The sequence below is a fragment of the Brevundimonas sp. Br13 genome, from assembly GCF_055391505.1.
On sequence record NZ_AP044008.1, the window covers coordinates 1,551,466 to 1,575,393 of the forward strand.

The window sequence follows — 23,928 nt, forward strand, 5'->3', positions numbered from 1 at the left end:
AAAAAAGAGAACCCCCTCCCGCGCCAGGCGGGAGGGGGCGAACTGACCGGGAGGAGGACGGTCAGTAGGAGGCGCGCAGCTCGATGCCGAAAGTGCGCGGGTTGTTGAAGTTGCCGTAGTCGCCCAGCGTGCCCCGGTTCGAGGGGTCGCGGCGGTAGACATAGGTCTCGTCCAGCAGGTTGCGCGACCACAGGGCCACTTCCAGATCGGGGCCGCCTTCACGGGTGGCGATGTCGGCCACCGCGATGCGGGCGTTCACCAGGAACGAGGAGTCGTTCTTGATTTCGAACTGGTCGAAGCTGTGGCTGGCGTCGGCGTAGTTGGCGTCGATGTGAGCCTTCAGCGTCGCGCCCATGAAGGGCGAGTTCCAGTCCGCGGCCACGCTGGCGGCGTTCTCAGGCGTATAGGCGATGAACACCTTCTGCACCTGATTGTTGAACGGGTTCACCGTGTCCGGGATCTTGGCATCCGTATAGGCGTAGGAGGCCGACAGCGTCAGATAGTCGTTGGCGCGGAACTGGCCTTCCAACTCCAGGCCCCGGATCTTGGTGGTGCCGGGGGCGTTGATCGTTTCCAGCGTGTTGCGGGTCGAGGCGCCGATCACGGTGACAAGGCTGAAGTCGATCTGGCTGTCGGTGCGGTCCATCGCATAGACGGCCGCGTTCAGCCGCACCCGACGGTCGAACAGGTCGCTCTTCAGGCCCAGCTCATAGGCCTTCACCTCTTCCGGATCGAAGGAGCGATAGGTCAGCGAGCGCGACGAGGCGCCGCCGGCCCGATAGCCGGTCGAATATTTGCCGTAGACGTTGACGCTGTCGGTCAGGTCATAGGCCAGGGTGACCAGCGGATCGAAACGATCGACCGAGGTGTTGAAGCTGAGATTGGTCGGGGCGTTGTTCACCATCTCCAGCTTGCCGTCCTTGTCATCCCAGGTGTAGCGGCCGCCGACCGTCAGGTGCAGGGCGTCCAGCTGGGCCGGGGTCCAGGTCGCCTGACCATAGACCGCCTTGGATTCGGCGTGAGCCGTCGACTTGCGGTCCAGCGAGCGGGAGCCGCGGATGGTCGGGGTGGGGTCCAGGATGGTGTAGCCCGTGCCGTCGGCGTTCCATTGGTTCGTCGAAGGCGTGGCCGCATCGTCCGACACGGTTTCCTTGAAGTAGAAGACGCCGCCGACATAGTCGATGCTGTCGCCCAGCGAACCGACCGCCTGGACTTCCTGGCTGAACTGGTGCTGCCAGAAGCCGGCCAGGGAGTAGCGCGAGAACTTGCCATTCGGGCCGGTCACCGGCGGACGGTGGGCGCCGGCGATATTGTCGTACTGCTCGACGTCCAGGTCGCGATAGGCGGTGATCGAACGCAGTTCCAGCGCGTCGCTGGGGCGATAGGACAGATGCAGATCCGTCCCGCGCGTGTCATCGACGCTCCACTGCTGAGGCACGCCGATGTCGGCCTGCGTCATGCGCTCCGAACCTTCGACCTGCACCAGGGGCGACAGGGCGCGGATCGAGCCGCTCGGCACGGTGGCCGAGGTCCACGGCACGACCGTCAGGCCGTTCGGGTTGAAGTTCAGCAGCTGGCTGTAGAACGGGGTGTTCTTGTCCTTGCCGATGTCGGCCGCCAGATCGGCGGTGAAGTTTTCGGCCGGGGTCCAGCGGGTCTGGAAGCGCAGACCGCGGCGGTCGTACTGGCCAAAGCCCGTCTCGCCCGGCAGGATGTTCTTGGTGACGGGCCCCTGAACCGCGATCACGCCGTCCACCTTGAAGGCGAAGTCGCCCAGGGCCGGAAAATCGACGTGCAGTTCGGAGTTGTAGGAGTCCAGGTTGCCGACGCCGGCGACGACGCGCATGCCGAACTCGCCCGTGGGCTTCTTGGTCACCAGCGACAGGGCGCCGCCTTCGGTGTTGCGGCCGAACAGGGTGCCTTGCGGCCCCTTCAGGACTTCCACCCGTTCGATGTCGAGCAGGGCGGAAGCGAGGCCGTGCTGACGCGCCAGATAGACGCCGTCGACATAGACGCCGACGCCCTGTTCACGGGCGGGTTGGTTGGCGTCGTTCGGCACAATGCCGCGAATGCCGATGGTTAGGGCCGATTGGCGCGCTTCAAAGGTGGCGACGCGAAGGCTGGGCACAGCGCCGTCGGCCAGATCCATCAGGCTCTGAACGTGGCGGTTTTCCAGCGATTCCGAACCCATGACCGAGATGGAGATCGGCGTGTCTTGCAGATTGGTTTCACGCTTGGTGGCGGTGACGACGATGTCGGCCAGGCCGGTCGGCGTCGGATCGACGGCGACGGGATCGCTGCCGGCGAAGGCGGAAACGGGCGCGGCGAGAAGCGCGGTCCCCAGCAAAAGCTGGAGGCGGAGTTTGTTTTGACGTTGCATTTATTTCCCCTGCTTGGTCAGGCCGGGGATTAGGGCATTACTGCAATGATCAGTTTAAAGAAATATAACGCAGCTGTGCATTATTGTTGAATGGGGTCTCAATCAATATTCGACGAAAATCAACTCAAAATCCACCCGATCTCCACAATTGTCTAGGCTGTCGCTACGGCGGTCGTGTCGCGGATGAAGCCGCCGCCCAGGACGCGGTCGGGGTCGGTCGAATCGTACAGGGCGCAGGCCTGGCCGGGGGCGACGCCTTCCTCGCCTTCGTCGAAGACCACGCAGACGTCGCCGTCGATCAGGGCCAGACGGGCGGGGGAGGACTGGCGGGTCGAGCGGACACGGGCGAGGACGGGGAGGCCGGACGCAGCGGCCTCCTGGATCGTGGCCTCGTCGCCCAGCCAGTTGGTCTCTTCCAGCGTCAGAGACGCGGTCAGCAGGGCTTCGCGCGGGCCGACGACGACGCGGCGGGTTTCGGGCTCCAGCCTGACGACGAACAGGGGCTCGCCCACCGCGACGTTCAGGCCCCGGCGCTGGCCGATGGTGTAGTCGGTGATGCCGGCATGGCGTCCCAGCACCCGACCGTCCATGTGCACGATCTCGCCGGCCTCGCGCCCTTGCGGGCGCAGGCGGTCGATCAGGGTGCGGTAGTCGCCGGAGGGCACGAAACAGATGTCCTGGCTGTCCGGCTTGGCCGCGATCTTCAGCCCCAGTTCGGCGGCGACGCCGCGCACCTGAGGCTTCTCCAGATCGGCCAGCGGAAAGCGCAGATAGTCGAGCTGGTCCTGGGTGGTGGCGAACAGAAAGTAGGACTGGTCACGCGAATGGTCGATCGCCTTCCTCATCTGCGAGCGATTGCCGACGGCGGCGCGGCGGACGTAGTGGCCCGTGGCCATGGCCTCGGCGCCCAGGTCGCGGGCGACGTCCAGCAGGTCGCGGAACTTGACCGTCTGATTGCAGCGAATGCAGGGAACCGGGGTCTGGCCCTTCAGATAGGAGTCGGCGAACTGGTCGATCACCGCGTCCTTGAACCGGCTTTCATAGTCCAGGACATAGTGGGGGATGCCTATGGTCTCGGCGGCTAAACGGGCGTCGTGGATGTCCTGACCCGCGCAGCAGGCGCCCTTCTTCTTCAGGGCCGCGCCGTGGTCGTAGAGTTGAAGGGTCACGCCGACGACGTCATAGCCCGCCTTGTGCAGCAGTGCGGCGACGACGGTGGAATCGACCCCGCCGGACATGGCGGCGACGACGCGCGCTCCGACCGGCAGGCCGACCGCCGCCCGAGCGCTCTCGACCGCCGCATCCATGTCGGTGCGGAGGATGTCGGGAACGGGGCAGAGATCTTCGACCAGGGTCATGGCCGCCATTTAGTGCGGAACCGGCGCGATTTCGAGGCTTCAGCGCAAGCGTGCAGGAATAACCATGCGATCGTGCAACACCTGAGCGCTCTCGATGCGAAGATCGTCGTGACGATAGGCGATGACATGTCTGGGCGAACTGACCCGCTCGCTTGGCGCGCCAGGTGACGCGCATGGCGAAGATTAAACAGTCTCACCGTCTCATGGTCCAACGAGAGCGATTTGGACGCAGCATGGTTTGGGTGTTGGGCCAGCAGGCGAAAAGCGGTGGTCAACAGCAGTCTGTAGCGAGCGCCGGCGGCTTCGCCGAAATCAACGGCGCTGGTTCGAAGGATCGCCTCGATCTGGCTTTGCGCCCGAGGCGCCACGACGAGGCGTAGAGGCAAGGGTCAGCGGCCGAGGCTGTCGAGCCAGGCCTCGATATTCTCAACCTCTATACCGAGGCCCGCGTCCAACTCGTCCAAACCTTCTTGGATTTTGGACTTGAGCGCGGTCAGCTGCGTCTCTTGCTGCAACATATCCGACTCGGTCGCTAAACGCGCCTGAACCAACCTTTTTCATCAACGAAGGCCTCAAGCTGTTCGCTGAGATGTACGGCGAAGGTCGTCATGCCTGGAATTTAACACAGGCGCTTCCAACGACAAGGGCCGCACCCGTCGCCGGATGCGGCCCTCTTCGTCTTCGGGGAGAAGCCTTAGGAACGGTAGCTCTGAATCCGCGTCGTGCGCAGACCCTGCATGCCCCATTTGTCTATGGCCTTCTGCCAGGCGAGGAATTCTTCCGCCGTCAGGCGGTACTTCGCCAGGGCGTCGTCAAGGCTGAGCAGGCCGCCGCGCACGGCGGCGACGACCTCGGCCTTGCGGCGGATCACCCACCGGTCCGTGTTGGCCGGGGGCAGATCGTTCAGGGTCAGGGGCGTGCCAGTCGGTCCGACCACGTATTGTTCGCCTTTGCTATTCAGGCGTCGCTCTTGCAACATGGGCTTATGCCTCTTTCACCATCACCGTAGTGAGATGACTGTAGGCCTGCCCCTCTAAGGTCGGTTTAAGCGTCGTGGTGAAGGAACGGATAAAATCCGACCTCGCCAGAGGGACTCTGTAAACCTTGCTTGAGCGACGATTCATTAGAACTAACGGTTACTTACTGGCCGATCAGCGTTTGATGTTGATCAGTTCAGCGAGCATTTCGTCCGCCGTGGTGATGATCTTGGACGAGGCGGAATAGGCGCGCTGGGTCGTGATCAGGCCGGTGAATTCCGCCGACAGATCGACCGTGGAAGACTCCAGCTGCTGGGCGGCGACCTTGCCCGCGCCGCCGGTGCCTGCGGCCTTCAGATTGTAGGTGCCGCTCTCAAGGCTGACCGCATAGGCGTTGCCGGACACCTCCTTAAGGCTGTCGGGGCTGGGGAAGGTGGCGATGGCGACCTGGGCGATCCGACGCATCACGCCGTTGTCGAAGATGGCGGTGACGAAGCCGCCCTCGTCGATGGTGATCTCGCTCAGATTGCCGAAGGCCGTGCCGTTGGTGACCGTCGATTGGACCACCGAGGCGGTGTTCAGCTGGCTTAGGCCGCCCGCGGAGGTGTTCAGGTCCAGGGTCACGGTCTGGGCCGCGATGCCCAGGCCGTCGGCCCATTTGACCTTGCCGTTGTCGCTCGGATCAGCGGGGTCGATCGTATTGTTCGGATCGGATTCCAGGAAGTTCAGGCTCGCCTGTTCCGGATCGTCGAACAGCCCCTTGCCTGCGGGCCAAGCCTGCATGGTCTCGATATCCAGGCGGCCTGAGGGGGTGAAGGCGATAAGGCCGGTCTTGATCTGACCGTGGGAGTAGGGCGCGCCGGTGACGACGTCGCTGGCCGGCACGGCCACCACTTCCGCATACCATTGGTTCGGTTCGGCGCTCTTCAGGAAGCGGATTTCCAGGTTGCGCTGGCCGCCTTTCGAGTCCGACACCGGGATGTTCATCTTGAAGTCCGGCTTGACGCCCACCGGATTGTCGTCCTCGGCGTTGTACATGGCCATGGAGTTGGCCGAGGGGTCGTACTTGGTCTTGGCCACGCCGTCCGTCGACATGCCGATATCGGCGAAGTTGATCGCGAAGGGCGTGCCCGCGACAGGCGGCGTGCCGCTGGTCGGGGTGATGGTGAGGGCCGTCGCGGTTGCGGTGGCTGAACCGTTGCTTCCCGCAGTGGGGGTGAAGCCCGTCAGGGCGCCGGCGGCGTAGGTCGCGGTGCCGGTGATCTTGGTGATGCCCGTCTTGATCGTCACCTGATAGGTGTTGGCGCCGGTGCGGACGTAGGAGACGTCCACATCATGTTCGACCGGCGGGGTGGCGGCGTCATCGACGCCGTTATAGCGATTGGCGGCGGCGGCGGAGGAAACCGTCTGGGTCGAACGCAGATTGGCGTTGATCTGAACCCGGGTCGTCGGTTCGGCGGTGCCGCCGACCTGGCCGATGTTGATCGAGCGCAGGCGCGACAGGTCGGACGGATCGGTCGAGATGTCGCCGTTCGAATCCACCGGCCAACCCTGCAGATAGAGGCCGGCGCTGTTCTTCAGATAGCCCAGATTGTCGACCCGGAAGGCGCCGGCGCGGGTGAACAGGCGGGTGTCGGTGGCGCCGACGTTCTCGGCCTGGGTGGTGGTGACGAAGAAGCCCTGGCCGCTGACGGCCAGGTCGGTGTTCTCGGTCGTCCGCTGAAGCTGGCCTTCCTGGCTCACGAAGGAACGGGTCGCCGACATCACGCCGCCGGCGGAATAGGAGCCGCCGGTCCGGGTCTGGCTGTTGACCAGGGTCTGGAACTCGCCCTGCGAGCGCTTGTAGCCGACGGTGTTGACGTTGGCGATGTTCTGGGAAATCGCCGCCAGGGCGGCGGAGTTGGCGGCCAGGCCGGACACGCCGGCCAGCATTGCGCTGTTCAAGCTCATGAATACGCTCCTTGAATGGAAGTCATCGGGAAGGCGGCGGAGCGCATCATGCGGCCGCCTCCTCGGTCGGGACGTCCGGCTTCTCCGTATCGTCATTGTCTGCGCGATCCGTGATCTCGTTCAGCGAAATCACGGTCGAAAGCGGAAGGATGGAATCGCCGATCACCAGATAGGGGGCGCCGTCGTACATCTCGACGCCGGTGACGCGACCGCGGATCAGGGCCTGGCTTTCGACGGCGGCGCCCGCCTCGTTGGTGGCGCTGACCTTCAGGGTGTAGACGCCGCCGTCGTCCAGCTGATCGCCCTGGGTCGTCTTGCCGTCCCAGACGAAGTCGTGCAGGCCCGTCGTCTTGTTCGGGGCGTCGCCTTCCCAGACGACCTTGCCGGCGCTGTCGACGACCTGCAGCTTCGCGCTCTCGGCGTTGGAGGCCAGTTCGTAGCTCCAAGTCGCCTTGCCTTCGTCCAGGGTGGTGGCGGTCCAGGCGGCGGTCACCTGTTTGCCAATATAGTTGGCGGCGTTGTCCAGGCCGCCCCCCGTCTGGGCGGCGACCAGGCTTTTCAGCAGGTCGTTGGTCAGCAGTTGCTGCTCGACGCCCGCCATCTGGGTCAGCTGGGCCGTGAACTCATTGGAATCCAGCGGCGACAGCGGGTCCTGGTTCTTCATCTGGGTGGTCAGCAGGGTCAGAAAGGTCTCGAAGTTCGAGGCCATCATCGCCTTGCCGCTGTTCAGGCGGCCTTGGGCGTCGACGGAAGAAATCGCGGTGGCCATGTGTCAGACCCTCACATCGACGCGGTCGCGCGTCTGGGAATGGTTGGTCCAGGCGCCCGGAGGCGGCGAGACGGGGAGATCGGTCTCGGCGGTCAGCCGGGCGGCGCCGGTGAATAGGGCCTGGCGTTGCTGGTGCTGACGCTCAAAGCCGCCGCCGGACGAGGAATCGCGCTGAGTAAAGTCGAGGGAGTCGTTCGACAGTTGGAAACCGGCGTCCTGAAGCTGGCGACGCAGTTCATCGGCCCGGCCGCGCAGTTCGGCGGCGGCGGCGGGATTGTCGAACGCCAGTCGAGCCGCAAGTTGGCCGTCGGAGCCGATCTCGAGGCTGACGTCGACCCGCCCCAGATCCTCGGGCGTCAGAACCATGTCGAACCGCGTCGAGCGGCCTTCCAGCTTGCGCGCCATCTGGGCGGCCAGATGGGCCGTGGTTTCGATGGTGGCGTGCGAGAGGGCGGAGGCGGACGGCGCCGGACCCGATCCTGCGAGGGTCTCCGCAGCGTGGGCCGTCTTGTGTCCTTCGATCGGCGTCGCCGCATCGGAGGGGGCGGGAGGAGCCGACGGAACGGCGGCCTCGGCCGACGCCGCAGCGGCGGGAGCCGCGGTCTGAGCCGAGGACGAAGGCGAGGATGGCGCCGCCGGCGCGGCCAGGGCTGAGGCCGCAGCCGTGTCGGCGTTAGACAACGAGCCGGCCGGGAGCGCCTCGGCCGAGGCCGGCGTGGGAGACGACTCTGCCGCCGGACGACGCTGAGGCGCCGGTTGCGGCGTCGGCTGCGGTGACGTGGAGCCGGCCTTGGCGAGGCTGTCTCGGGACGCCGCCTCGGCGGTCGCAGGCGTCGCGGCGTTCACGGACGTCTGCGCCGTCTGCTCTTCGGCGGGGACGGCCGCCGTTTCGATCGCTGCGATCGCCTCCAGGGCATCGGCCGCCGTCAGGACGGACGCGACGATCGGAGCCGCGGGCGACGCCGGCGCTACTGCAGGCGCAGGCGTGATCGCCGGGCGAACCGTGACCTTGACGTCCAGTCGGGTCGGGTCGATGTCGGGTTTCGCCCCAAGGTCTGGAGCGAGGCTCTGGACGGGGGGCGTCGCGGGCGATTGAGGCTTGGCCTCTTGAGCGACCTTGGCCCCCGTAACCGTAGGCTGTTCTGCGACCTTGGCCTCGAGGGGCGGGGGCGAGGAAGAGCTGGAGGCGAGGTCCGGCGTCGGCTTCATCGTCGCGCCATGTTCGATAGAGGCGGCCGCCTTCAGGGCCGCGGCGACGTCTGACGACGTCTCGGGCTTATCGGACGAAGGCGTCTTCGTGACGGAGACGGTTTCCATCGCGGCAGTCGGCGCTGTTTCAGGCTCGGCCTTCAATGCGATGTGAGCGATCGTCGATTGGACCGGCGCAGCGGGCGCGGCCTGGGTCGCCGACTGCGGGGCGGTCGTCATTGGCGTGGACGCGTCCTCTGGCCCGGCTGCCGTGCCGGCGGTCTCGCCGCTTACGTCGCCAGTTGCAGCCGCCTCTTCTTTGTTTGAGATCGACGGGAAAGAGACCAAGGACGCCGCCGGTTCGGCTGAGACGGTCGCTTGATCGACGCTGATCTCGGCCGTGTCGCCGGGCTGAAGGACCACAGGCGGCGGGGCAATCGGCGCCGGCGCAACCGGCGCAATCGGCGGAGCCGCGAGCGCCGCTTCCGTGTCGGACGCGGGCTCGACGGAGGCTTCAGGCAAGACGGCCGCGGGCGTACCGCCTGATGCCTCGGCGACCACGGGGCCGGGCTGAGCGGTCGCCGTCTCGACGACAGGGTCAGCGGTCTGCGCCGCGTCCTGTTCTTCCGCCATGACGACCACCAAGGACAGAAGCGTCGCCGCACGGTGGGCCGGTTCGACGGGCGTCGCCTCGGTCTTGCCCACGGCCTGAAGCACGTCCCCCAATTTCGAAGAGAACAGCCCAGCGGTTTCGTCGGTCACAGCGCCGGACGCAGCCTCTGGCGCTCCGGTCGAAACCGGAAGCGGGGCGGCGAACAGGGCGGATGCAGACGGCATGAGGGCGCAGGCGGCTTTCAGATGGGGCGGCGCCTGCTGCGCCTGGTGATTCCGTTAGCCCGTCGCAAGCCTCAGGCCAGTTCCTCATTCCTTGTTTTGTAAGGGAAAATCTCGCTCGCCCTCCTCGTGTCGCTCATCCGCCTGGGCCTTTCTTGCCGTGCTTTCGCCCCTTTTTGCCCGGCGCCGATCGCCGGAAGGGCGCTGCAAGCTTACGGCGCGCCAGCCGACGCCGCCGACACAGCCGCAGTCTGGCCTGACCCTTGCGCCGCATCTTCACCATGAAGCCTGTGTTGTCAGCTATGTCGTTTAAAAACAACGCTCTCCCTGGGCGTCGACAATGCGTCGCCAGGCAAGATTTGCGCGCGACGGGGCAGGGGCTGCCGGGCGCCGGGTCGCCCGAGGCGAAGAGGATGCGTCCATGTCGCTGACGTCCATCATGAATATTGCGACGTCGGGCCTGCAGACGGCTCAGGCCCAGCTGCGGGTCACGTCGGACAACATCGCCAACGTCAACACCGCCGGCTATGTGCGGAAAGTCGTCGATCAGACTTCGGCGGTAACCCAGGGGCGCGGCGCTGGCGTCGACGCCGCGCGCGTTCGGCTGGCGACGGATCGCTTCCTTCAGGCCGCAGGCATGGCCGCCAAGTCGGATGCGGCGCGCGAGACCGTTCGCTACGAGCTTTACGATCAGATCCAGACCCAGTTCGGCGACCCCAGCGGCAACGGCGGCTTCTTCGCCGACATCGACAAACTGTTCGCCAGCTACGCCACCCTGGCGGAAAGCGCCACGTCCTCGGCGGCGCGTCAGGACACCGTCTATAAGACCCAAGCTCTGTTCAATGAGGCCGCCGGCATCGCCGCCCAGATCCAGTCGGCGCGGCAGGAGGCGGACGGGCGGCTGCAAAGCGCGATCGAGACGGTGAATCCGCTACTGGAACAGATCGATACGCTGAACAAGACGATCTCGGCCGGGTCGATCATCAATCAGGACGTCACCGGCGCTCAGAACGCGCAACAGACGCTGATCAACGAGCTGTCCAAATATATGGACGTCAAGATCGAGCAGCGGCCGAACGGCGGCGTGACGGTGCGGACGGGCACGGGCATGACCCTGGTCGGCGATGGTCACGCCACCCTATCCTATCAAGCGGCGGGCACGGTCGACGCCACGACCGCCTTCGCCGACATCATGATCACCGAGCCCAACGGCACGCGCTGGCCGCTGCTGGACGGGGTGTCGTCGGGTGAGATTCGCGGACTGATCGATCTGCGCGACACCGATGCGCCCAAGGCCGCGGCGCGGCTGGGCGAGCTGACGGCGAAGCTGGCCGATGAGATGAACCGCGCGCACAACGCCCACAGCAGCGTGCCGGCGCCGGCCAGTCTGAACGGGCGCAACACCGGACAGTCGCTTGAGAATGCATTGACCGGTTTCACCGGCAGCACCACCATCTCCGCCGTGAACAGCGCCGGGGTGGTGCAGGGGTCGGCGACGATCGTCTTCTCCGGCGCCACCATGACCATCAACGGGGTTGCGGCTAATCCATCCACCTTCCTGGCGACCTTGAACGCCCAGCTGGGCGGAACGGCCACCGCCACCTTCTCGGACGGCCGTCTGAGGCTGGAAGGGCAGGGCGGGAACGGCGTGGCCGTCGCCGACGACGCGACGACGCCGAGCGCCAAGGGCGGGCGCGGCTTTTCCCACTGGTTCGGCCTGAACGATCTGGTCAGCACGACCACGCCCACCTTCTATGAGACGGGTCTGACCCTGGCCTCGCAACACGGCTTCGACCCCGGCGAGAGCCTGACCTTCCGCATCGGCAGCGAGACTGGCTCGCGGCTGCGCGACGTCACGGTCGCCGTACCCGCCGGCACAGGCACGATGGGCGAACTGCTGACCGCCCTGAACGATCCGGTCACCGGCATGGGACGCTACGGCGCCTTCAGCCTGGACGCCGCCGGCGCGCTCAGCTTCAAGGCCAATGACGGCGGCACGACGATGAGCATCGTCAAGGACGCCACCACCCAGGCGCCGTCGGGCCTGTCGATGTCGCAGCTGTTCGGCCTGGGCGGGACCGGGGCGACCCGCGCCGGCGCCTATTCGGTGCGCAGCGACATCCAGCAGGATCCGGGCAAGCTGGCCTTGGCCCAGTTCAACCTTTCGGCGGCGGCCGGAACGCCGGCCCTGAGCAAGAACGACGGGCGCGGCGGACTGGCGCTGTCGGATGCGGGCAAGAAGAACGTCAACTTCGCCGCCGCCGGCGGTCTGGGCGCAGCGACCAAGACGGTGTCGGCCTATGCGGCCGATTTCGCCGGCGACATCGGCGCCAAGGGGGCCGCGGCCAAGACCCGCAGCGAGACGGCCGAGGCCCTGGCGAAGGAGGCCGAAAGCCGAAGATCCTCGGCCGAGGCCGTGAACATGGATGAGGAACTGGTCAATATGACCACCTTCCAGCAGGCCTATAACGCCTCCGCCCGCCTGATCCAGGCGAGCAAGGACATGTACGACACCTTGATCGGGATCCTGAGATGACACGTGTCGCCACGCATGCGGGCTATCAATCAGCCCTGCTGAACCTGATGAGCGCCCAGAGCCGGGCGCAGCAGGCCCAGGAGCGGATCGCCAGCGAAAAGATCGCCACCGACATGGCGGGCTACGGCCGCGGGGCCGAGCAGTTGACGACCCTGACGGCGACGCAGGAGCGGCTGGAGGGCTTCATCGGCGCAGGCCAGAGCGCGGCGGCGCGGTTGGACGCGCAGGACCTGGCCATGGGGCGGATCTACGAAGGCGGCACCGGCGCGCGCGAAGCCATCGCCAACTCCCTGGCGGCCGGCGGCGTCACCAATCTGATGACTGAGCTGCAACTGCACTATCAGACCATCCAAGGCGGGCTGAACGCTCAGCATCAGGGCAGCTATCTGTTCGGCGGCGGCAACAGCGACGACGCTCCAGCGACCGCCTCCACCATGGCTGATCTGGCCGCCGCTCCCTCCACGGCCTCGACCTTCGCCAATGACACCCTGAAACAGAAGTCGCGCATCGACGAGAACACCTTGGTCGAGACGGGCTTTGTGGCCAGCGAGCTGGGCGGCGGTCTGACGGACGTGTTTCGCACCATCCAATCCTACCAGAACGGCAATGCTGTCGTCATAGACGGCGTGACCTACACCCCCGCCGCGCCGGGTTCGATCACCGGCAAGCCGACCGCTGAGGTAGAGGCCTTTTTGAAGGCGACGCTGAAGGCTCTGGACGCCGCCAATACGGAAGTCACCAACCAGACCGCGAAGAACGGACTGGTTCAGAACCAGGTCAAGACCGCGCTGGACGCCCATGAGTCGCAGAAGATCGCCTTGGAAAAGCTGATGAACGACAAGACGGGCTATGATCCGGCCCAGGCGGTCACTGATCTGCAGATGGCGCAGGTCGCGATACAGGCGTCGGCCCAGGTGATCAACACGCTGCGCAGCACCTCCCTGCTTGACCTGCTCCGTTAAGCCTTCCCCAAAATAGATTTAAAGCCACGCTGGACGGCGCCGCCGATTGGAACGTATCATGAACATATGGCGCGTCTCGATCTCCGAAAGAAGCTGTCGATCCTTGCAGATGCGGCCAAGTACGACGCCTCCTGCTCGTCGTCGGGGACGTCGAAGCGGGATTCGGTCGGCGGCAGGGGGATAGGGTCAACCGAGGGCATGGGAATCTGCCACGCCTATACGCCGGACGGGCGCTGCGTCAGCCTGCTGAAGATACTGCTGACCAATTTCTGCATCTACGACTGCGCCTATTGCATCAACCGGGCCTCGTCGAATGTGGAGCGGGCGCGGTTCAGCGTGGACGAGGTGGTGGACCTGACGCTGAACTTCTATCGCCGGAACTATATCGAAGGGCTGTTCCTGTCGTCGGGGGTCATTCGCAACAGCGACTATACGATGGAACAGCTGGTCCTGGCGGCTAAGACCTTGAGAGAGGTCCACGACTTCCGCGGCTATATCCATCTGAAGCTGATCCCCGAGGCCGACCCGAAGCTGGTGGAGATGGCGGGGCTTTACGCGGACCGGCTGTCGGCCAATATCGAACTGCCGCGCGACGAGGCCCTGGCGCGGCTGGCGCCCCAGAAGGACGTCGCGGTCATCAAGAAGGCGATGGGACAGGTGCGGCTGGGCGTCGAGGCGGCCAAGCCGGGCAAGCGCGACAAGATCAAGCCGCCGAAGTTCGCACCCGGCGGTCAGAGCACTCAGCTGATCGTCGGCGCGGACGGGGCGCCGGACACCGAGATCCTGGACCGGAGCGCCTCGCTCTACGGCGGCTATGGTTTGAGGCGGGTCTATTATTCGGCCTTCAGTCCGATCCCCGACGCCAGCTCGGTCCTGCCGCTGTCGAAGCCGCCGCTGATGCGCGAGCACCGGCTGTATCAGGCGGACTGGCTGATGCGCTTCTATGGCTTTTCCGCCCCCGAGATCGGGGAGGGGACGGCGGGCGGAATGCTGGATCTGGCGGTCGATCCGAAACTGGCCTGGGCGTTGAACCGGCGTGAGCAGTTTCCCGTCGATGTGAACCGGGCGCCGCGCGAGATGCTGCTGCGGGTGCCGGGCCTGGGGGTGAAGGCGGTGGACCGGATCGTGTCGGTGCGGCGGTATCGGACGCTGAGGCTGGAGGACGTCGGGCGACTGACCCGATCGGTGGGCAAGGTCCGGCCCTGGATCACCGCGCTGGACTGGACTCCGGGCAGGCTGACCGATGCGGCGGATCTGAAGGCGCGCGTATCGACGCGGGCGCCGCAACAGTTGAGCCTGTTCTGATGCGGACTGCGGTCTTGGCGTCCGAAACGGACTTCGACGGGTGGCGGACGGCGGCGCGCGAAATGCGGCTGGCGGGAGTGGAGCCGGCGGCGGCGCGGTTCGTGGTCGAGGGGGCGGCGGCGTCGGGGCAGGGCGGCTTGTTCGACGAGCCAGCTCGTTTTTCTCACTCGCCCCCCACACTTCGTCATCCTCGCCCTTGTGGCGAGAATCCGTACGCCGTGACGAAGAGGGGGGGCACGCTGGCGACACCGGGAGTATGGATCCTCGGGACAAGCCCGAGGATGACGGATTTGGGGAATCGCGAACGGGCGGAATCTGAGTTCTCGGTTCCCGCCGCCTTCGTCGACCTGGCGCGCGACGTCATCCTGCATCGGTCCGCCGACCGGTTCGATCTCTTGTACCGTCTGCTGTGGCGGCTGCGGGACGAGCCCGATCTGATGAAGATGATCTCCGACCGGGACGTGGCCGAGGCGATGGAGCGGGCCAAGACCGTCAGCCGGGCCTCGCACAAGATGAAGGCCTTCGTCCGGTTCCGGCAGGTCGAGGATGCGCGGGGCGAAGCCTGGGTCGCCTGGTTCGAGCCGCCGCATCGGGTGCTGGAGAAGACCGCCCCCTTCTTCCAGCGCCGGTTCCCGACCATGCGCTGGTCGATCCTGACGCCCGACGGCTCGGCGTTTTGGGACGGGGAGCAACTGGCCTTCGGCCCGCCGGCCACCCGCGACATGGCCCCGGCCGAGGACGAGATCGAGGAATTCTGGAAGACCTACTACGCCTCGACCTTCAATCCCGCCCGGCTGAAGGTGAAGGCGATGAAGGGAGAAATGGCCAAGGGATACTGGAAGAACCTGCCCGAGGCGGCGCTGATCCCGGAACTGGTGGCGGCGTCGTCGGTTCGCACCGATGTCATGGTCGCCAAGCCCGCTCCCGAACCCAACGCCCGTTTCTCCCGGGCCATCGCGCCGGATCTGCACGCCGGGCGGCCCACAGCGGATGCGGTTCCCGATGATCTGAGCGAGGTCGAGCGCGGGGTGGAGGCCTGTCGCCGCTGTCCCCTGTATCGCGACGCCACCCAGGGGGTCTGCGGCGAGGGCCCCAGGGGCGCGCGGCTGATGATCGTGGGCGAACAGCCGGGGGATCAGGAGGATCTGGCCGGCCAGCCCTTCGTCGGCCCCGCCGGCGGGGTGCTGGACGCCGCCCTGGAAGAGGCGGGGATCGAACGCGCCGATGTCTATGTCACCAATGCGGTCAAACACTTCAAGCATGAGCCGCGCGGGAAGCGAAGGCTGCACAAGACCCCGAACGCGGGCGAGGTCCAGGCCTGCCGCTGGTGGCTGGACGCCGAGCGTCGCCTGATCCGCCCCAGGCTGGTCCTGGCCCTGGGGGCGACGGCGGGACTGGCGGTTCTGGGTCGCAAGCCGGCCGTGACGAAGGAGCGGGGGCGGGCCCTGCCTCTGGACGACGGCTCGGTCGGGATGGTCACCGTTCACCCCTCTTATCTGCTTCGCCTGCCGAATGCGGATTCGCGGGCGGAGGCGCGTCGCGGATTTGTCGATGATCTGATCGCCGCGCGTGGGCTTATAAGCCGGTCCTAGAACCAAACCGGGTCGGCGGCGTTTTAACACGCCGCCAGCGTGGCGGCCGGAGGGGTGATGAGGCGCGCAGGTTCGACACAGTGCAGGGGGAAAGCACAGCGCCAATGTCATCGCACGTTGACTAAGTTCCAAGGCTTCACCATTAGCCGAGGCGGGATTTCGGCTGTTCCTTGCGCGGCTTGGGAGCGTTCGAAGGCCTTTCTGACTGCCGGGGCGCGATGAGCCAGACCGATTACGAAATCACGGATGCGGGCGGCGGCGCGGCGCGGCTGCGCCTTGTCGGCGACTGGACGACGACGGCCCTGGGGCGGCTGCCGCAGCGACTGGACACGGATCTGAACGGGCGGAAGATCGAGAGCCTGGACACCCGCGACCTGGGCCGTTTCGATACGGCCGGAGCCCTGGCCCTGGTGCAGGCGTCCCGGTGCGGCGTGCCCCAGGCGGCGTGGAAGGAGCGGCCCGAAGCCGGGCGCATCTACACGATGATCGAGGCGCTGGAGCGCAAGAGCCAGCCCCCGCCGCAGAGACCCAACGCCTTCACCCGCAGCTTCGCCAAGATCGGGCGGGGCGTCTATGACTTCGCCGGCGAGGCCATGCTGTCCCTGGCCTTCCTGGGGCGGCTGATGGCGGCGGTGGTCGAGGCGGCCAAACATCCGGGCGACATCCGCTGGCCGGCCTGGGTCAGCCAGGGCGAGCGGGCCGGGCTGGACGCCATTCCCATCGTGATGGTGACGAACTTCTTCATCGGCGCGGTGGTGGCCTTCATCGGGGTCGATCTGCTGACCGACTTCGGGGCCCAAGTCTTTGCGGTGCAGCTGATCGGCGTGGCCATGTTCCGCGAGTTCGCCGTGGTGATCGCCTCGGTCCTGCTGGCGGGTCGGTCGTCCTCCGCCTTTGCGGCCGAGATCGGCTCGATGCGGATGAACCAGGAGGTCGACGCCATGCAGGTGATGGGCGTCAATCCGTTCCAGGCCCTGGTGGTGCCGCGCCTGGCGGCCCTGGTGCTGATGCTGCCGCTGCTGACCTTCGCGGGCATGATCGGCGGCCTGATCGGCGGCCTGATCGTCTGCTGGGGCTCGCTGAACCTTGGGCCGGCCTTCTTCTTCCAGCGGCTGGTCGAGGACGGCAGCATGGCCCAGCACATGATGGTCGGTCTGGTGAAGGCGCCGGTCTTCGCCCTGGTGATCGCGGCCATCGGCTGCCGCCAGGGCATGTCGGTGGCGGGCGACGTCGAAAGCCTGGGGCGACGAGTGACGGCGGCCGTGGTGCAGGCGATCTTCGCCATCATCCTGCTGGACGCGGTCTTCGCCCTGATCTTCCTGGAGCTGGACATATGACCGACGCTCCCCAAGCCAAGACCGAGACCCTGATCGAAGTGCGCGGTCTGCTGAGCCAGTTCGGCGAACGCACTATCCATGAGAATCTGGACCTCGATCTGGAACGCGGCGAGGTCCTGGGCGTGGTCGGCGGGTCCGGCGCGGGCAAGACGGTGCTGCTGAACACCATCATCGGCCTGAAGGAGCCCGAGGGCGGGTCGGTCAAGGTGCTGGGCTATGACCGCGCCACCCTGACCAGCGATGAGGCGGCCGACATCGAGCGCAGGACCGGCATCCTGTTCCAGCAGGGCGCGCTGTTTTCGTCGCTGAGCGTGCTGGAGAATGTGGCGTCGCCCCTGGTCGAACACACCAAACTGCCGAAGGCCGTCATCTATGAGCTGGCCGAGCTGAAGATCGCCATGGTGGGTTTGAAACCCGAACACCATCATCTGAAGCCCGCCGAACTGTCGGGCGGGATGAAGAAGCGGGCCGGTCTGGCGCGAGCCCTGGCCCTGGACCCCGAACTGGTGTTTCTGGACGAGCCCACGGCCGGGCTGGACCCGATCGGAGCGGCGGCCTTCGACGAGCTGATCCGTCAGCTGTCCGACGACCTGGGCCTGTCCGTCTTCATGATCACGCACGACCTCGATAGCCTGTACGCCATCTGCGACAAGGTGGCGGTGCTGGCCGACAAGCGGGTCGTCGAAAAGGCCACGGTGAAAGAGCTGGAAGGCTCCGATCATCCGTGGATCAAGGAATACTTCCTGGGGCCGCGCGGTCGCGCGGCCGTCAAGGCGGCTTGAGGAGAGCCAGGTATGGAAAGAGACGCACACTACGCCGCCGTCGGCATCGCCACCGTCGCCCTGCTGGCGGCCCTGGCGGTGTTCACCATCTGGCTGGCCCGGCTGCAGTTCAACAGCGACTATGACCTGTACGACATCGTCTTCTACGGGCCGGTCAACGGCCTGTCGGAAGGGGGCGAGGTGCATTTCAACGGGATCCGCGTGGGCGAGGTGACCGACCTGAACATCGACACCAAGCGCGGCGACCAGGTGATCGCGCGGGTGCGGGTTGACGCCTCCACCCCGGTGCGCGTGACCTCGCGCGCCCAGCTTGAGCCGCAGGGGATCACCGGCCTGAACTATATCCAGATCACCGCCGGCTCGCCCAACAGCGCCCTGCTGAAGGACCAGTATCCGGACAATGTGGTGCCGGTGCTGCAAAGCCAGCCGTCGCCGATCGCCGAGCTGCTGAGCGGGTCCGGCACGGTCCTGGCCCAGACGGTGGACGCGCTGAACCGGATCAACCGGGTCATGTCCGACGACAATATCCGCAGCTTCTCGACCAGTGTGAAAAACGTCGAGGCCCTGACGACCGAGCTGGAGGCGCGCAAGGCCATCTTCGCCGAGCTGGAGGAGGCGGTGAAGAACGCCAACGCCACCATACTGGAATACCAGGGGCTGGGCGCCGACATGCGCGCCGTCGTCAATACCGACGGCCGCGAAGCCATTGCCAACATCAACCAGGCCACGGCGGAGGCGCGGGTCGCCATCGCCTCGGCCAATCGCTCGATAACCGGACTGGAGCGGCCGCTGGGCGACTTCGCCACCTCCAGCCTGCCGCAACTGAGCGGAACCATCGAGGAGCTGCAGGAGGCGACGCGCTCGCTGCAGGCCCTGATCGACGACGTCCGCGCCAGCCCGCGCGACTTCATCGGCAAACCGCAATCGAAAGAGCTGGAGGTGCAGCCGTGATCCGTTCCCTGGTCCAACTGGGCGCCGTCGCCGGCGTCGTGCTCTCTCTGAGCGGCTGTTCGCTGCTGTCCACGCCGGACCCGGTGCAACTGTATCGGTTCGGTCTGCCCATGGATGCTCCATCTGCGGAGGGCGACACGCCGGCCCCCCTGTCGGTGTCGATCCGGCGCATTGAGTTCCCGGAGGCCAGCAGCGACGACCGGATCCTGGGCGTGACGGGCACCGAGACCGCCTATATCGGCGGGGCGCGCTGGGTGTCGCCGGCTGCGACCCTGTTCGACGACAGTCTGAAGGCCGCCTTCGCCAATCGGGCGGATCAGATCCGGGTGCTGGGCCGCCGCGAGCCGGGTACGCCGCCGCTCGTGTTGCAGGTCACGGTGACGACCTTCGAGGCGCGCTACGCCGCGCTGGGGGCGACCCCGGACGTGGTCATCACGGCCAGGGCCCAGCTTCGCTCGACGCCTGAGCGCCGGGGCGAGGGCGCCATCCGGCCGGAAGAGGGACGTTCGGTCGAACGGGTCTTCACCGTGACCCAGCCGGCGAGCGAGAACCGGGTCTCGGCCATCGTCGCCGCCTTCGATACGGCGACGCGCGACATCAACACCCAGATCGCCGACTGGACCATCCGCTCGGCGCGCTGAGGCCGGGCTTCAGCCGAAGAGCAGCCGGCCGCCCAAGGCGCCCGAGACGACGAGGACCGGCGCCGCCCAGCGCCCCTTGGCGAACAGGGCCGCCAACAGGGCCGCGAGGAACAGCAGGCCCGCGCCCCACAGGGACGGGGCGCGGTGGGCGGTGGACCAGAGCAACTGGACGGCCGTGGCGGCGATGACGCCGGTCACCGCCGCCGCCACCCCAGCGAGGGCGCGGTGCAGGGGCGGGTGGTCGACCACCGCCTCCAGTCGTTCGAACAGGATCATCGAAAAGGCGAAGGCGGGCAGAAACATCCCCGCCGTCACCGCCAGGGCGCCGGTCCAGCCGCCCGCCAGATAGCCGACGAAGGTTCCGAAGATCACCAGGGGGGCGGGCAGGACGCCGGCGACGGCGACCCCGTCCAGGAAGGCGCCGTCCGAGATCCAGCCCCGCCCCACCGTGTCGGCGCGCAGATAGGGAATGGCGGTATAGGCGCCGCCGAAGGTCAGCAGGCCGCCCTTCAGTCCCGCCAGGAAGAGGTCCAGGCTTCCCGCCGGCGCGCCCGTCGGCTGGATCAGGGGCGTAGAGAACGCCCCGTCGCCGCGCAGGAGAACGGCCAGAACGACGGCGGCGACGGCGAGGCCTGCGGCGATCCAGGGCCGACCGCCGAAGGCGTAGACCAGACCCCCGGCGACCAGGGGGATCCAGAAGGGGGCGCCGATCAGGCTGGCGGCGCAGGCGAAGGCCGCGACCAGCCACAGCAGCCGATCCTGAAGCGTGTGACGTCCGATTCGCCGCACGGCCCAGACGATCAGGGCCAGGACCACGATCTGCATGCCCAGGAGCGGGCCGGCCCAGGCGGCGCTGTCGGCGACCAACCGCCCGTAAGCCCAGGCCGCCGCCAGCATCAGGAGCAAGCCGGGCGCCATGAAGCCCAGGCCCGCCAGCAGGCCGCCGAGACGGCCCCGCGCCATCATGCCCATGTGGACGCAGAGCTCGTGCGCCTCCGGGCCCGGCAGGGCCTGCATGACGGCCAGCAGGCGATTGAACCGGGCGCCGGACATCCAGCGCTCGCGCTCCACCAGGTCGCGGCGGATCATGGCGATCTGGGCCACGGGCCCGCCGAAGGCCAGGAGGCCGAAACCGAGGAACTTAAGGAAGAGGGCCGCCAGGGTCAGGCGGGGGACCTGGGGTTCCGGTTCATCCACGGCGCTGGCCTCCGGTCTGTCGCGCGGGCCGGGTCAGCCCGCCTTTAGCGCCTCGGAGACTGTATAGACCGCCTCGGTCTTGGCGGCGACCTCGTCCAGGTTGACGCCCTCGGCCAGCTCGATCAGCTCCAGCCCCGCGCCGTCCGGCTTGACGTCGAAGGTGGCCAGGTCGGTGATGATGCGGCTGACCACGCCCGTTCCGGTCAGGGGAAGGGTGCAGGATTTCAACACCTTGGACTGGCCGTGCTTGTTGGCGTGCTCCATGACGACGACCACCCGCTTGACGCCGGCGACCAGGTCCATGGCGCCGCCCATGCCCTTCACCAGCTTGCCGGGGATCATCCAGTTGGCGATGTCGCCGTTCTGGGCCACCTCCATGGCGCCCAGGATGGACAGGTTGATATGGCCGCCGCGGATCATGGCGAAGCTGTCGGCGCTGCTGAAGTAGGACGACTCGGGGATCTCGGTGATCGTCTGTTTCCCGGCGTTGATCAGATCGGGGTCCTCGTCGCCCTCATAGGGGAAGGGGCCCATGCCCAGCATGCCGTTCTCGGACTGGAGGGTCACGGTCATGCCAGCGGGGATGTAGTTGGCGACCAGGGTGGGGATGCCGATGCCCAGGTTCACGTAGAAGCCGTCCTGAAGCTCCTGGGCGGCGCGCTCGGCCAGTTGTTCGCGGGTGCGGGGCATCAGACGGCCTCCCTCTGCCGGACGGTGCGCTGTTCGATGCGCTTCTCGGACACGGTCTGGACCAGGCGGTCGACATAGACGCCCGGGGTGTGGATGTGGTCGGGGTCCAGAGAACCGACGGGAACGATCTCCTCGACCTCGACGACCGTGACCTTGCCGGCCGTGGCCATCATCGGGTTGAAGTTGCGGGCGGTCTTGCGGAAGACGAGGTTGCCGCGCTCGTCGGCCTTCCAGGCCTTGACGATGGACAGGTCGGCGATCAGGCCGGTCTCCATGACATAGTCGCGGCCGTTGAAGTTGCGGACTTCCTTGCCCTCGGCGACCAGGGTGCCGACGCCGGTGGCGGTGAAGAAGGCGGGGATGCCGGCGCCGCCGGCGCGGATGCGCTCGGCCAGGGTGCCCTGGGGGTTGAACTCCAGCTCCAGCTCGCCGGCCAGATACTGGCGCTCGAACTCCTTGTTCTCGCCGACGTAAGAACTGATCATCTTGGCGATCTGGCGGGTGGCGAGCAGCTGGCCCAGGCCGAAGCCGTCGACCCCGGCGTTGTTGGAGATGACCGTCAGCCCCTTGACGCCGCTGTCGCGCAGGGCGGCGATCAGGTTCTCGGGGATGCCGCACAGGCCGAAGCCGCCGGACATGACGGTCATGCCGTCGAAGGTCAGGCCCTCCAGCGCGGATGTGACGTCAGCGTAGATCTTACCCATCGCTCTCCCTCTTTTCATCGCCTGATGAATATCGGCGTGTTGGGCCACGCCTAACCCGGCGCGGACGACAGGGCAAGCCGGGGATGTCGCGGCCGCGCGGCGGCCCGCAAAAAACAGTGTCCGAAGTGTCCGGACTGTCCGATTTGCCTCCCCCCAAAAGGCGGTCTGGGGACAGATGGGGAGCGGATGAGAGGCGGCAAGGGCCGAGGCGGCATCCGTGCGGACCGACCGGGCGTATGCCTGTGGAGACCGCCGCAACCGCCGCATCAGAGCCGTCGATGAACCTGACCAATGTCGCCATTCGCCAGTTGCAGGACGCGCCGTTTCCGGACTTCGTGACCCGGCCGGCGATCGACAGTCTGGTGACGGAGGCGCGTCGGCGGCTGGATCGCGACGGCCCTCACGATCCGGCGGGCTTTGCGCGCGAGATGGCCGAGCGGGCGATCGCCGAACATGCGGATGCGGCGAACCGGCAGCATTATGAACTGCCGCCCGAGTTCTTCCGCCTGTGCCTGGGCGAGCGGCTGAAATACTCATGCTGCCTGTATCCGACAGGGACGGAGACCCTGGATCAGGCAGAGGTCGCGGCCCTGCTGGAGACCTGCGCCCACGCCGATCTGGCGGACGGGCAGACCATCCTCGAGATGGGCTGCGGCTGGGGCTCGCTGTCGCTGTGGATGGCCGAGACCTATCCTCGAGCGCGGATTACGGCGGTGTCGAACAGCCACGGCCAGCGCAAACATATCGAAGGCGAGGCGAGGGCGCGGGGGCTGACCAATCTGACGGTCGTCACCCAGGACATGAACCGGTTCGACACCGACCAGCGGTTCGACCGGATCGTCTCGGTCGAGATGTTCGAGCACATGGCCAATTGGCGCGCCTTGCTGACCAAGGCCCGGTCCTGGCTGAAGCCTGACGGGCGGATGTTCATCCACGTCTTCACCCACCGGGACGCCCCCTATCGGTTCGATCACACCGACAGCGGCGACTTCATCGCCCAGCATTTCTTCACCGGTGGCATCATGCCCAGTCGCGGCCTGATCCGGCAGTTTCCCGACCTGTTCGCGGTCGAGCAGGAGTGGACCTGGAACGGCGGCCATTACGCCCGCACCGCCAATCACTGGCTGGCCAATATGGACCGCAACGCCGCGCGCGTGGCGGCGCTGATGCGCGAGACCTACGGCGACGACGCCAAGCTTTGGACCCGGCGGTGGCGGCGTTTCTACCTGGCGACCGCCGGTCTGTTCGGCAACGACGGCGGCCGCACCTGGGCCGTCAGCCACTATCGCCTGAAACCGGCCTGAAAACCCGTCTGAGGAGTTTGTCGTGATCAAATATGTCTTCGCCTATCTGGGCGCCGGGATCACCTTCGCGGTGATCGACGCCGTTTGGCTGACCACCATGACCAACCGCTTCTACAAGCCGGTGTTGGGCCCGATCCTGGCCGAGAAGCCGGACATGAAGGCGGCCGTGCTCTTCTATCTGATCTCGATCGCCGGGACGGTCTTCCTCGCCATCGCCCCCGCCTTGAAAGAGGGAAGCTGGACCAAGGCGGCGATCCACGGGGCGGTCCTGGGCTTCGTCGCCTACGCCACCTATGACCTGACCAACCAGGCCACCCTGGCCGCGTGGCAGACCAAGCTGACCGTCGTCGATCTGATGTGGGGCACGGTCCTGACGACGATCTCGGCGACGGGGGGCTATTTCGCCGCGCGCTGGGCCGAGGGGCGGTTCGGCTGAAACTTCCGTTCGCCTGACAAGAGTCAGCCATGGCG

The 23,928-nt window shown here is 66.7% G+C and carries 21 protein-coding genes; 11 read left to right on the plus strand and 10 right to left on the minus strand.

What is annotated here, in order from left to right; genetic code table 11:
• Positions 1 to 61 precede the first annotated feature (61 nt).
• Both ACZ5M6_RS07580 and mnmA read right to left on the minus strand, forming a co-directional pair.
• Positions 62 to 2,380, minus strand: a complete 2,319-nt coding sequence (locus ACZ5M6_RS07580; RefSeq protein WP_464160060.1) for a TonB-dependent receptor — start codon at positions 2,378 to 2,380, stop codon at positions 62 to 64.
• Positions 2,381 to 2,532: 152 nt separating this feature from the next.
• Positions 2,533 to 3,747: a tRNA 2-thiouridine(34) synthase MnmA gene (mnmA, locus tag ACZ5M6_RS07585; protein ID WP_464160061.1), complete on the minus strand. Its 1,215-nt coding sequence runs from the start codon at positions 3,745 to 3,747 to the stop codon at positions 2,533 to 2,535.
• A 164-nt stretch (positions 3,748 to 3,911) separates the two neighbouring features.
• Here mnmA and ACZ5M6_RS07590 point away from each other — a divergent pair, with 164 nt between their 5' ends.
• Positions 3,912 to 4,118 (plus strand): hypothetical protein, encoded by a 207-nt coding sequence (locus ACZ5M6_RS07590; protein ID WP_231681440.1) that lies wholly within the window; start codon positions 3,912 to 3,914, stop codon positions 4,116 to 4,118.
• Positions 4,119 to 4,127: 9 nt separating this feature from the next.
• Here ACZ5M6_RS07590 and ACZ5M6_RS07595 read toward each other — a convergent pair whose 3' ends face one another.
• From ACZ5M6_RS07595 to ACZ5M6_RS07615, 5 genes are all read right to left on the minus strand, one after another.
• The gene (locus ACZ5M6_RS07595; RefSeq protein ID WP_287396405.1) at positions 4,128 to 4,256 is read right to left on the minus strand and encodes a hypothetical protein; all 129 of its coding nucleotides are present in this window, start codon (positions 4,254 to 4,256) and stop codon (positions 4,128 to 4,130) included.
• A 176-nt stretch (positions 4,257 to 4,432) separates the two neighbouring features.
• A complete protein-coding gene (gene sciP / locus ACZ5M6_RS07600) occupies positions 4,433 to 4,717 on the minus strand; it encodes a CtrA inhibitor SciP (protein ID WP_054765220.1) in 285 nt (94 codons plus the stop codon).
• Between the two features lie 172 nt (positions 4,718 to 4,889).
• Entirely contained in the window at positions 4,890 to 6,665 is a 1,776-nt protein-coding gene (flgE, locus tag ACZ5M6_RS07605; RefSeq protein ID WP_054765221.1) for a flagellar hook protein FlgE, read from the minus strand.
• Between the two features lie 46 nt (positions 6,666 to 6,711).
• Positions 6,712 to 7,434 carry a flagellar hook assembly protein FlgD gene (locus tag ACZ5M6_RS07610; RefSeq protein ID WP_054765222.1) on the minus strand — a complete coding sequence of 241 codons (723 nt, stop codon included), beginning with the start codon at positions 7,432 to 7,434 and terminating at the stop codon, positions 6,712 to 6,714.
• A 3-nt stretch (positions 7,435 to 7,437) separates the two neighbouring features.
• On the minus strand, positions 7,438 to 9,459 hold the full coding sequence (locus tag ACZ5M6_RS07615; RefSeq protein ID WP_464160062.1) for a flagellar hook-length control protein FliK: 2,022 nt from the start codon (positions 9,457 to 9,459) through the stop codon (positions 7,438 to 7,440).
• A gap of 418 nt (positions 9,460 to 9,877) precedes the next feature.
• On the opposite strand from ACZ5M6_RS07615, the gene flgK reads away from it, so the two are divergent.
• From flgK to ACZ5M6_RS07655, 8 genes are all read left to right on the plus strand, one after another.
• A complete protein-coding gene (gene flgK, locus ACZ5M6_RS07620; protein WP_464160063.1) occupies positions 9,878 to 11,992 on the plus strand; it encodes a flagellar hook-associated protein FlgK in 2,115 nt (704 codons plus the stop codon).
• Positions 11,989 to 12,954: a flagellin gene (locus ACZ5M6_RS07625; protein WP_464160064.1), complete on the plus strand. Its 966-nt coding sequence runs from the start codon at positions 11,989 to 11,991 to the stop codon at positions 12,952 to 12,954. Before flgK ends, ACZ5M6_RS07625 begins: the two co-directional genes overlap by 4 nt.
• Before the next feature lie 66 nt (positions 12,955 to 13,020).
• Positions 13,021 to 14,259: a putative DNA modification/repair radical SAM protein gene (locus tag ACZ5M6_RS07630; protein WP_464160065.1), complete on the plus strand. Its 1,239-nt coding sequence runs from the start codon at positions 13,021 to 13,023 to the stop codon at positions 14,257 to 14,259.
• 281 nt (positions 14,260 to 14,540) lie between these two features.
• On the plus strand, positions 14,541 to 15,851 hold the full coding sequence (locus tag ACZ5M6_RS07635; RefSeq protein ID WP_464160066.1) for a UdgX family uracil-DNA binding protein: 1,311 nt from the start codon (positions 14,541 to 14,543) through the stop codon (positions 15,849 to 15,851).
• 218 nt (positions 15,852 to 16,069) lie between these two features.
• Positions 16,070 to 17,188 carry an MlaE family ABC transporter permease gene (locus ACZ5M6_RS07640; protein ID WP_464160067.1) on the plus strand — a complete coding sequence of 373 codons (1,119 nt, stop codon included), beginning with the start codon at positions 16,070 to 16,072 and terminating at the stop codon, positions 17,186 to 17,188.
• The gene (locus ACZ5M6_RS07645) at positions 17,185 to 17,970 is read left to right on the plus strand and encodes an ABC transporter ATP-binding protein (RefSeq protein WP_054765228.1); all 786 of its coding nucleotides are present in this window, start codon (positions 17,185 to 17,187) and stop codon (positions 17,968 to 17,970) included. The genes ACZ5M6_RS07640 and ACZ5M6_RS07645 overlap by 4 nt, the downstream gene beginning before the upstream one ends.
• A 12-nt stretch (positions 17,971 to 17,982) precedes the next feature.
• Complete coding sequence (locus ACZ5M6_RS07650) at positions 17,983 to 18,921, plus strand: MlaD family protein (RefSeq protein WP_054765229.1); 939 nt, start codon at positions 17,983 to 17,985, stop codon at positions 18,919 to 18,921.
• The gene (locus ACZ5M6_RS07655; RefSeq protein ID WP_464160068.1) at positions 18,918 to 19,562 is read left to right on the plus strand and encodes an ABC-type transport auxiliary lipoprotein family protein; all 645 of its coding nucleotides are present in this window, start codon (positions 18,918 to 18,920) and stop codon (positions 19,560 to 19,562) included. The genes ACZ5M6_RS07650 and ACZ5M6_RS07655 overlap by 4 nt, the downstream gene beginning before the upstream one ends.
• Positions 19,563 to 19,571: 9 nt before the next feature.
• Here ACZ5M6_RS07655 and chrA read toward each other — a convergent pair whose 3' ends face one another.
• The 3 genes from chrA to ACZ5M6_RS07670 are packed head-to-tail and all read right to left on the minus strand — an operon-like array spanning position 19,572 to position 22,153.
• On the minus strand, positions 19,572 to 20,759 hold the full coding sequence (gene chrA, locus ACZ5M6_RS07660; protein ID WP_464160069.1) for a chromate efflux transporter: 1,188 nt from the start codon (positions 20,757 to 20,759) through the stop codon (positions 19,572 to 19,574).
• A gap of 33 nt (positions 20,760 to 20,792) precedes the next feature.
• Complete coding sequence (locus ACZ5M6_RS07665; RefSeq protein ID WP_183216027.1) at positions 20,793 to 21,449, minus strand: 3-oxoacid CoA-transferase subunit B; 657 nt, start codon at positions 21,447 to 21,449, stop codon at positions 20,793 to 20,795.
• Positions 21,449 to 22,153, minus strand: a complete 705-nt coding sequence (locus ACZ5M6_RS07670) for a CoA transferase subunit A (RefSeq protein WP_191555411.1) — start codon at positions 22,151 to 22,153, stop codon at positions 21,449 to 21,451. The genes ACZ5M6_RS07665 and ACZ5M6_RS07670 overlap by 1 nt, the downstream gene beginning before the upstream one ends.
• 278 nt (positions 22,154 to 22,431) lie before the next feature.
• Between ACZ5M6_RS07670 and ACZ5M6_RS07675 the strand changes: the two genes are divergently transcribed.
• Both ACZ5M6_RS07675 and ACZ5M6_RS07680 read left to right on the plus strand, forming a co-directional pair.
• A complete protein-coding gene (locus ACZ5M6_RS07675) occupies positions 22,432 to 23,457 on the plus strand; it encodes an SAM-dependent methyltransferase (protein ID WP_464160070.1) in 1,026 nt (341 codons plus the stop codon).
• 22 nt (positions 23,458 to 23,479) lie between these two features.
• Positions 23,480 to 23,893: a DUF2177 family protein gene (locus ACZ5M6_RS07680; RefSeq protein WP_054765234.1), complete on the plus strand. Its 414-nt coding sequence runs from the start codon at positions 23,480 to 23,482 to the stop codon at positions 23,891 to 23,893.
• Positions 23,894 to 23,928 lie beyond the last annotated feature (35 nt).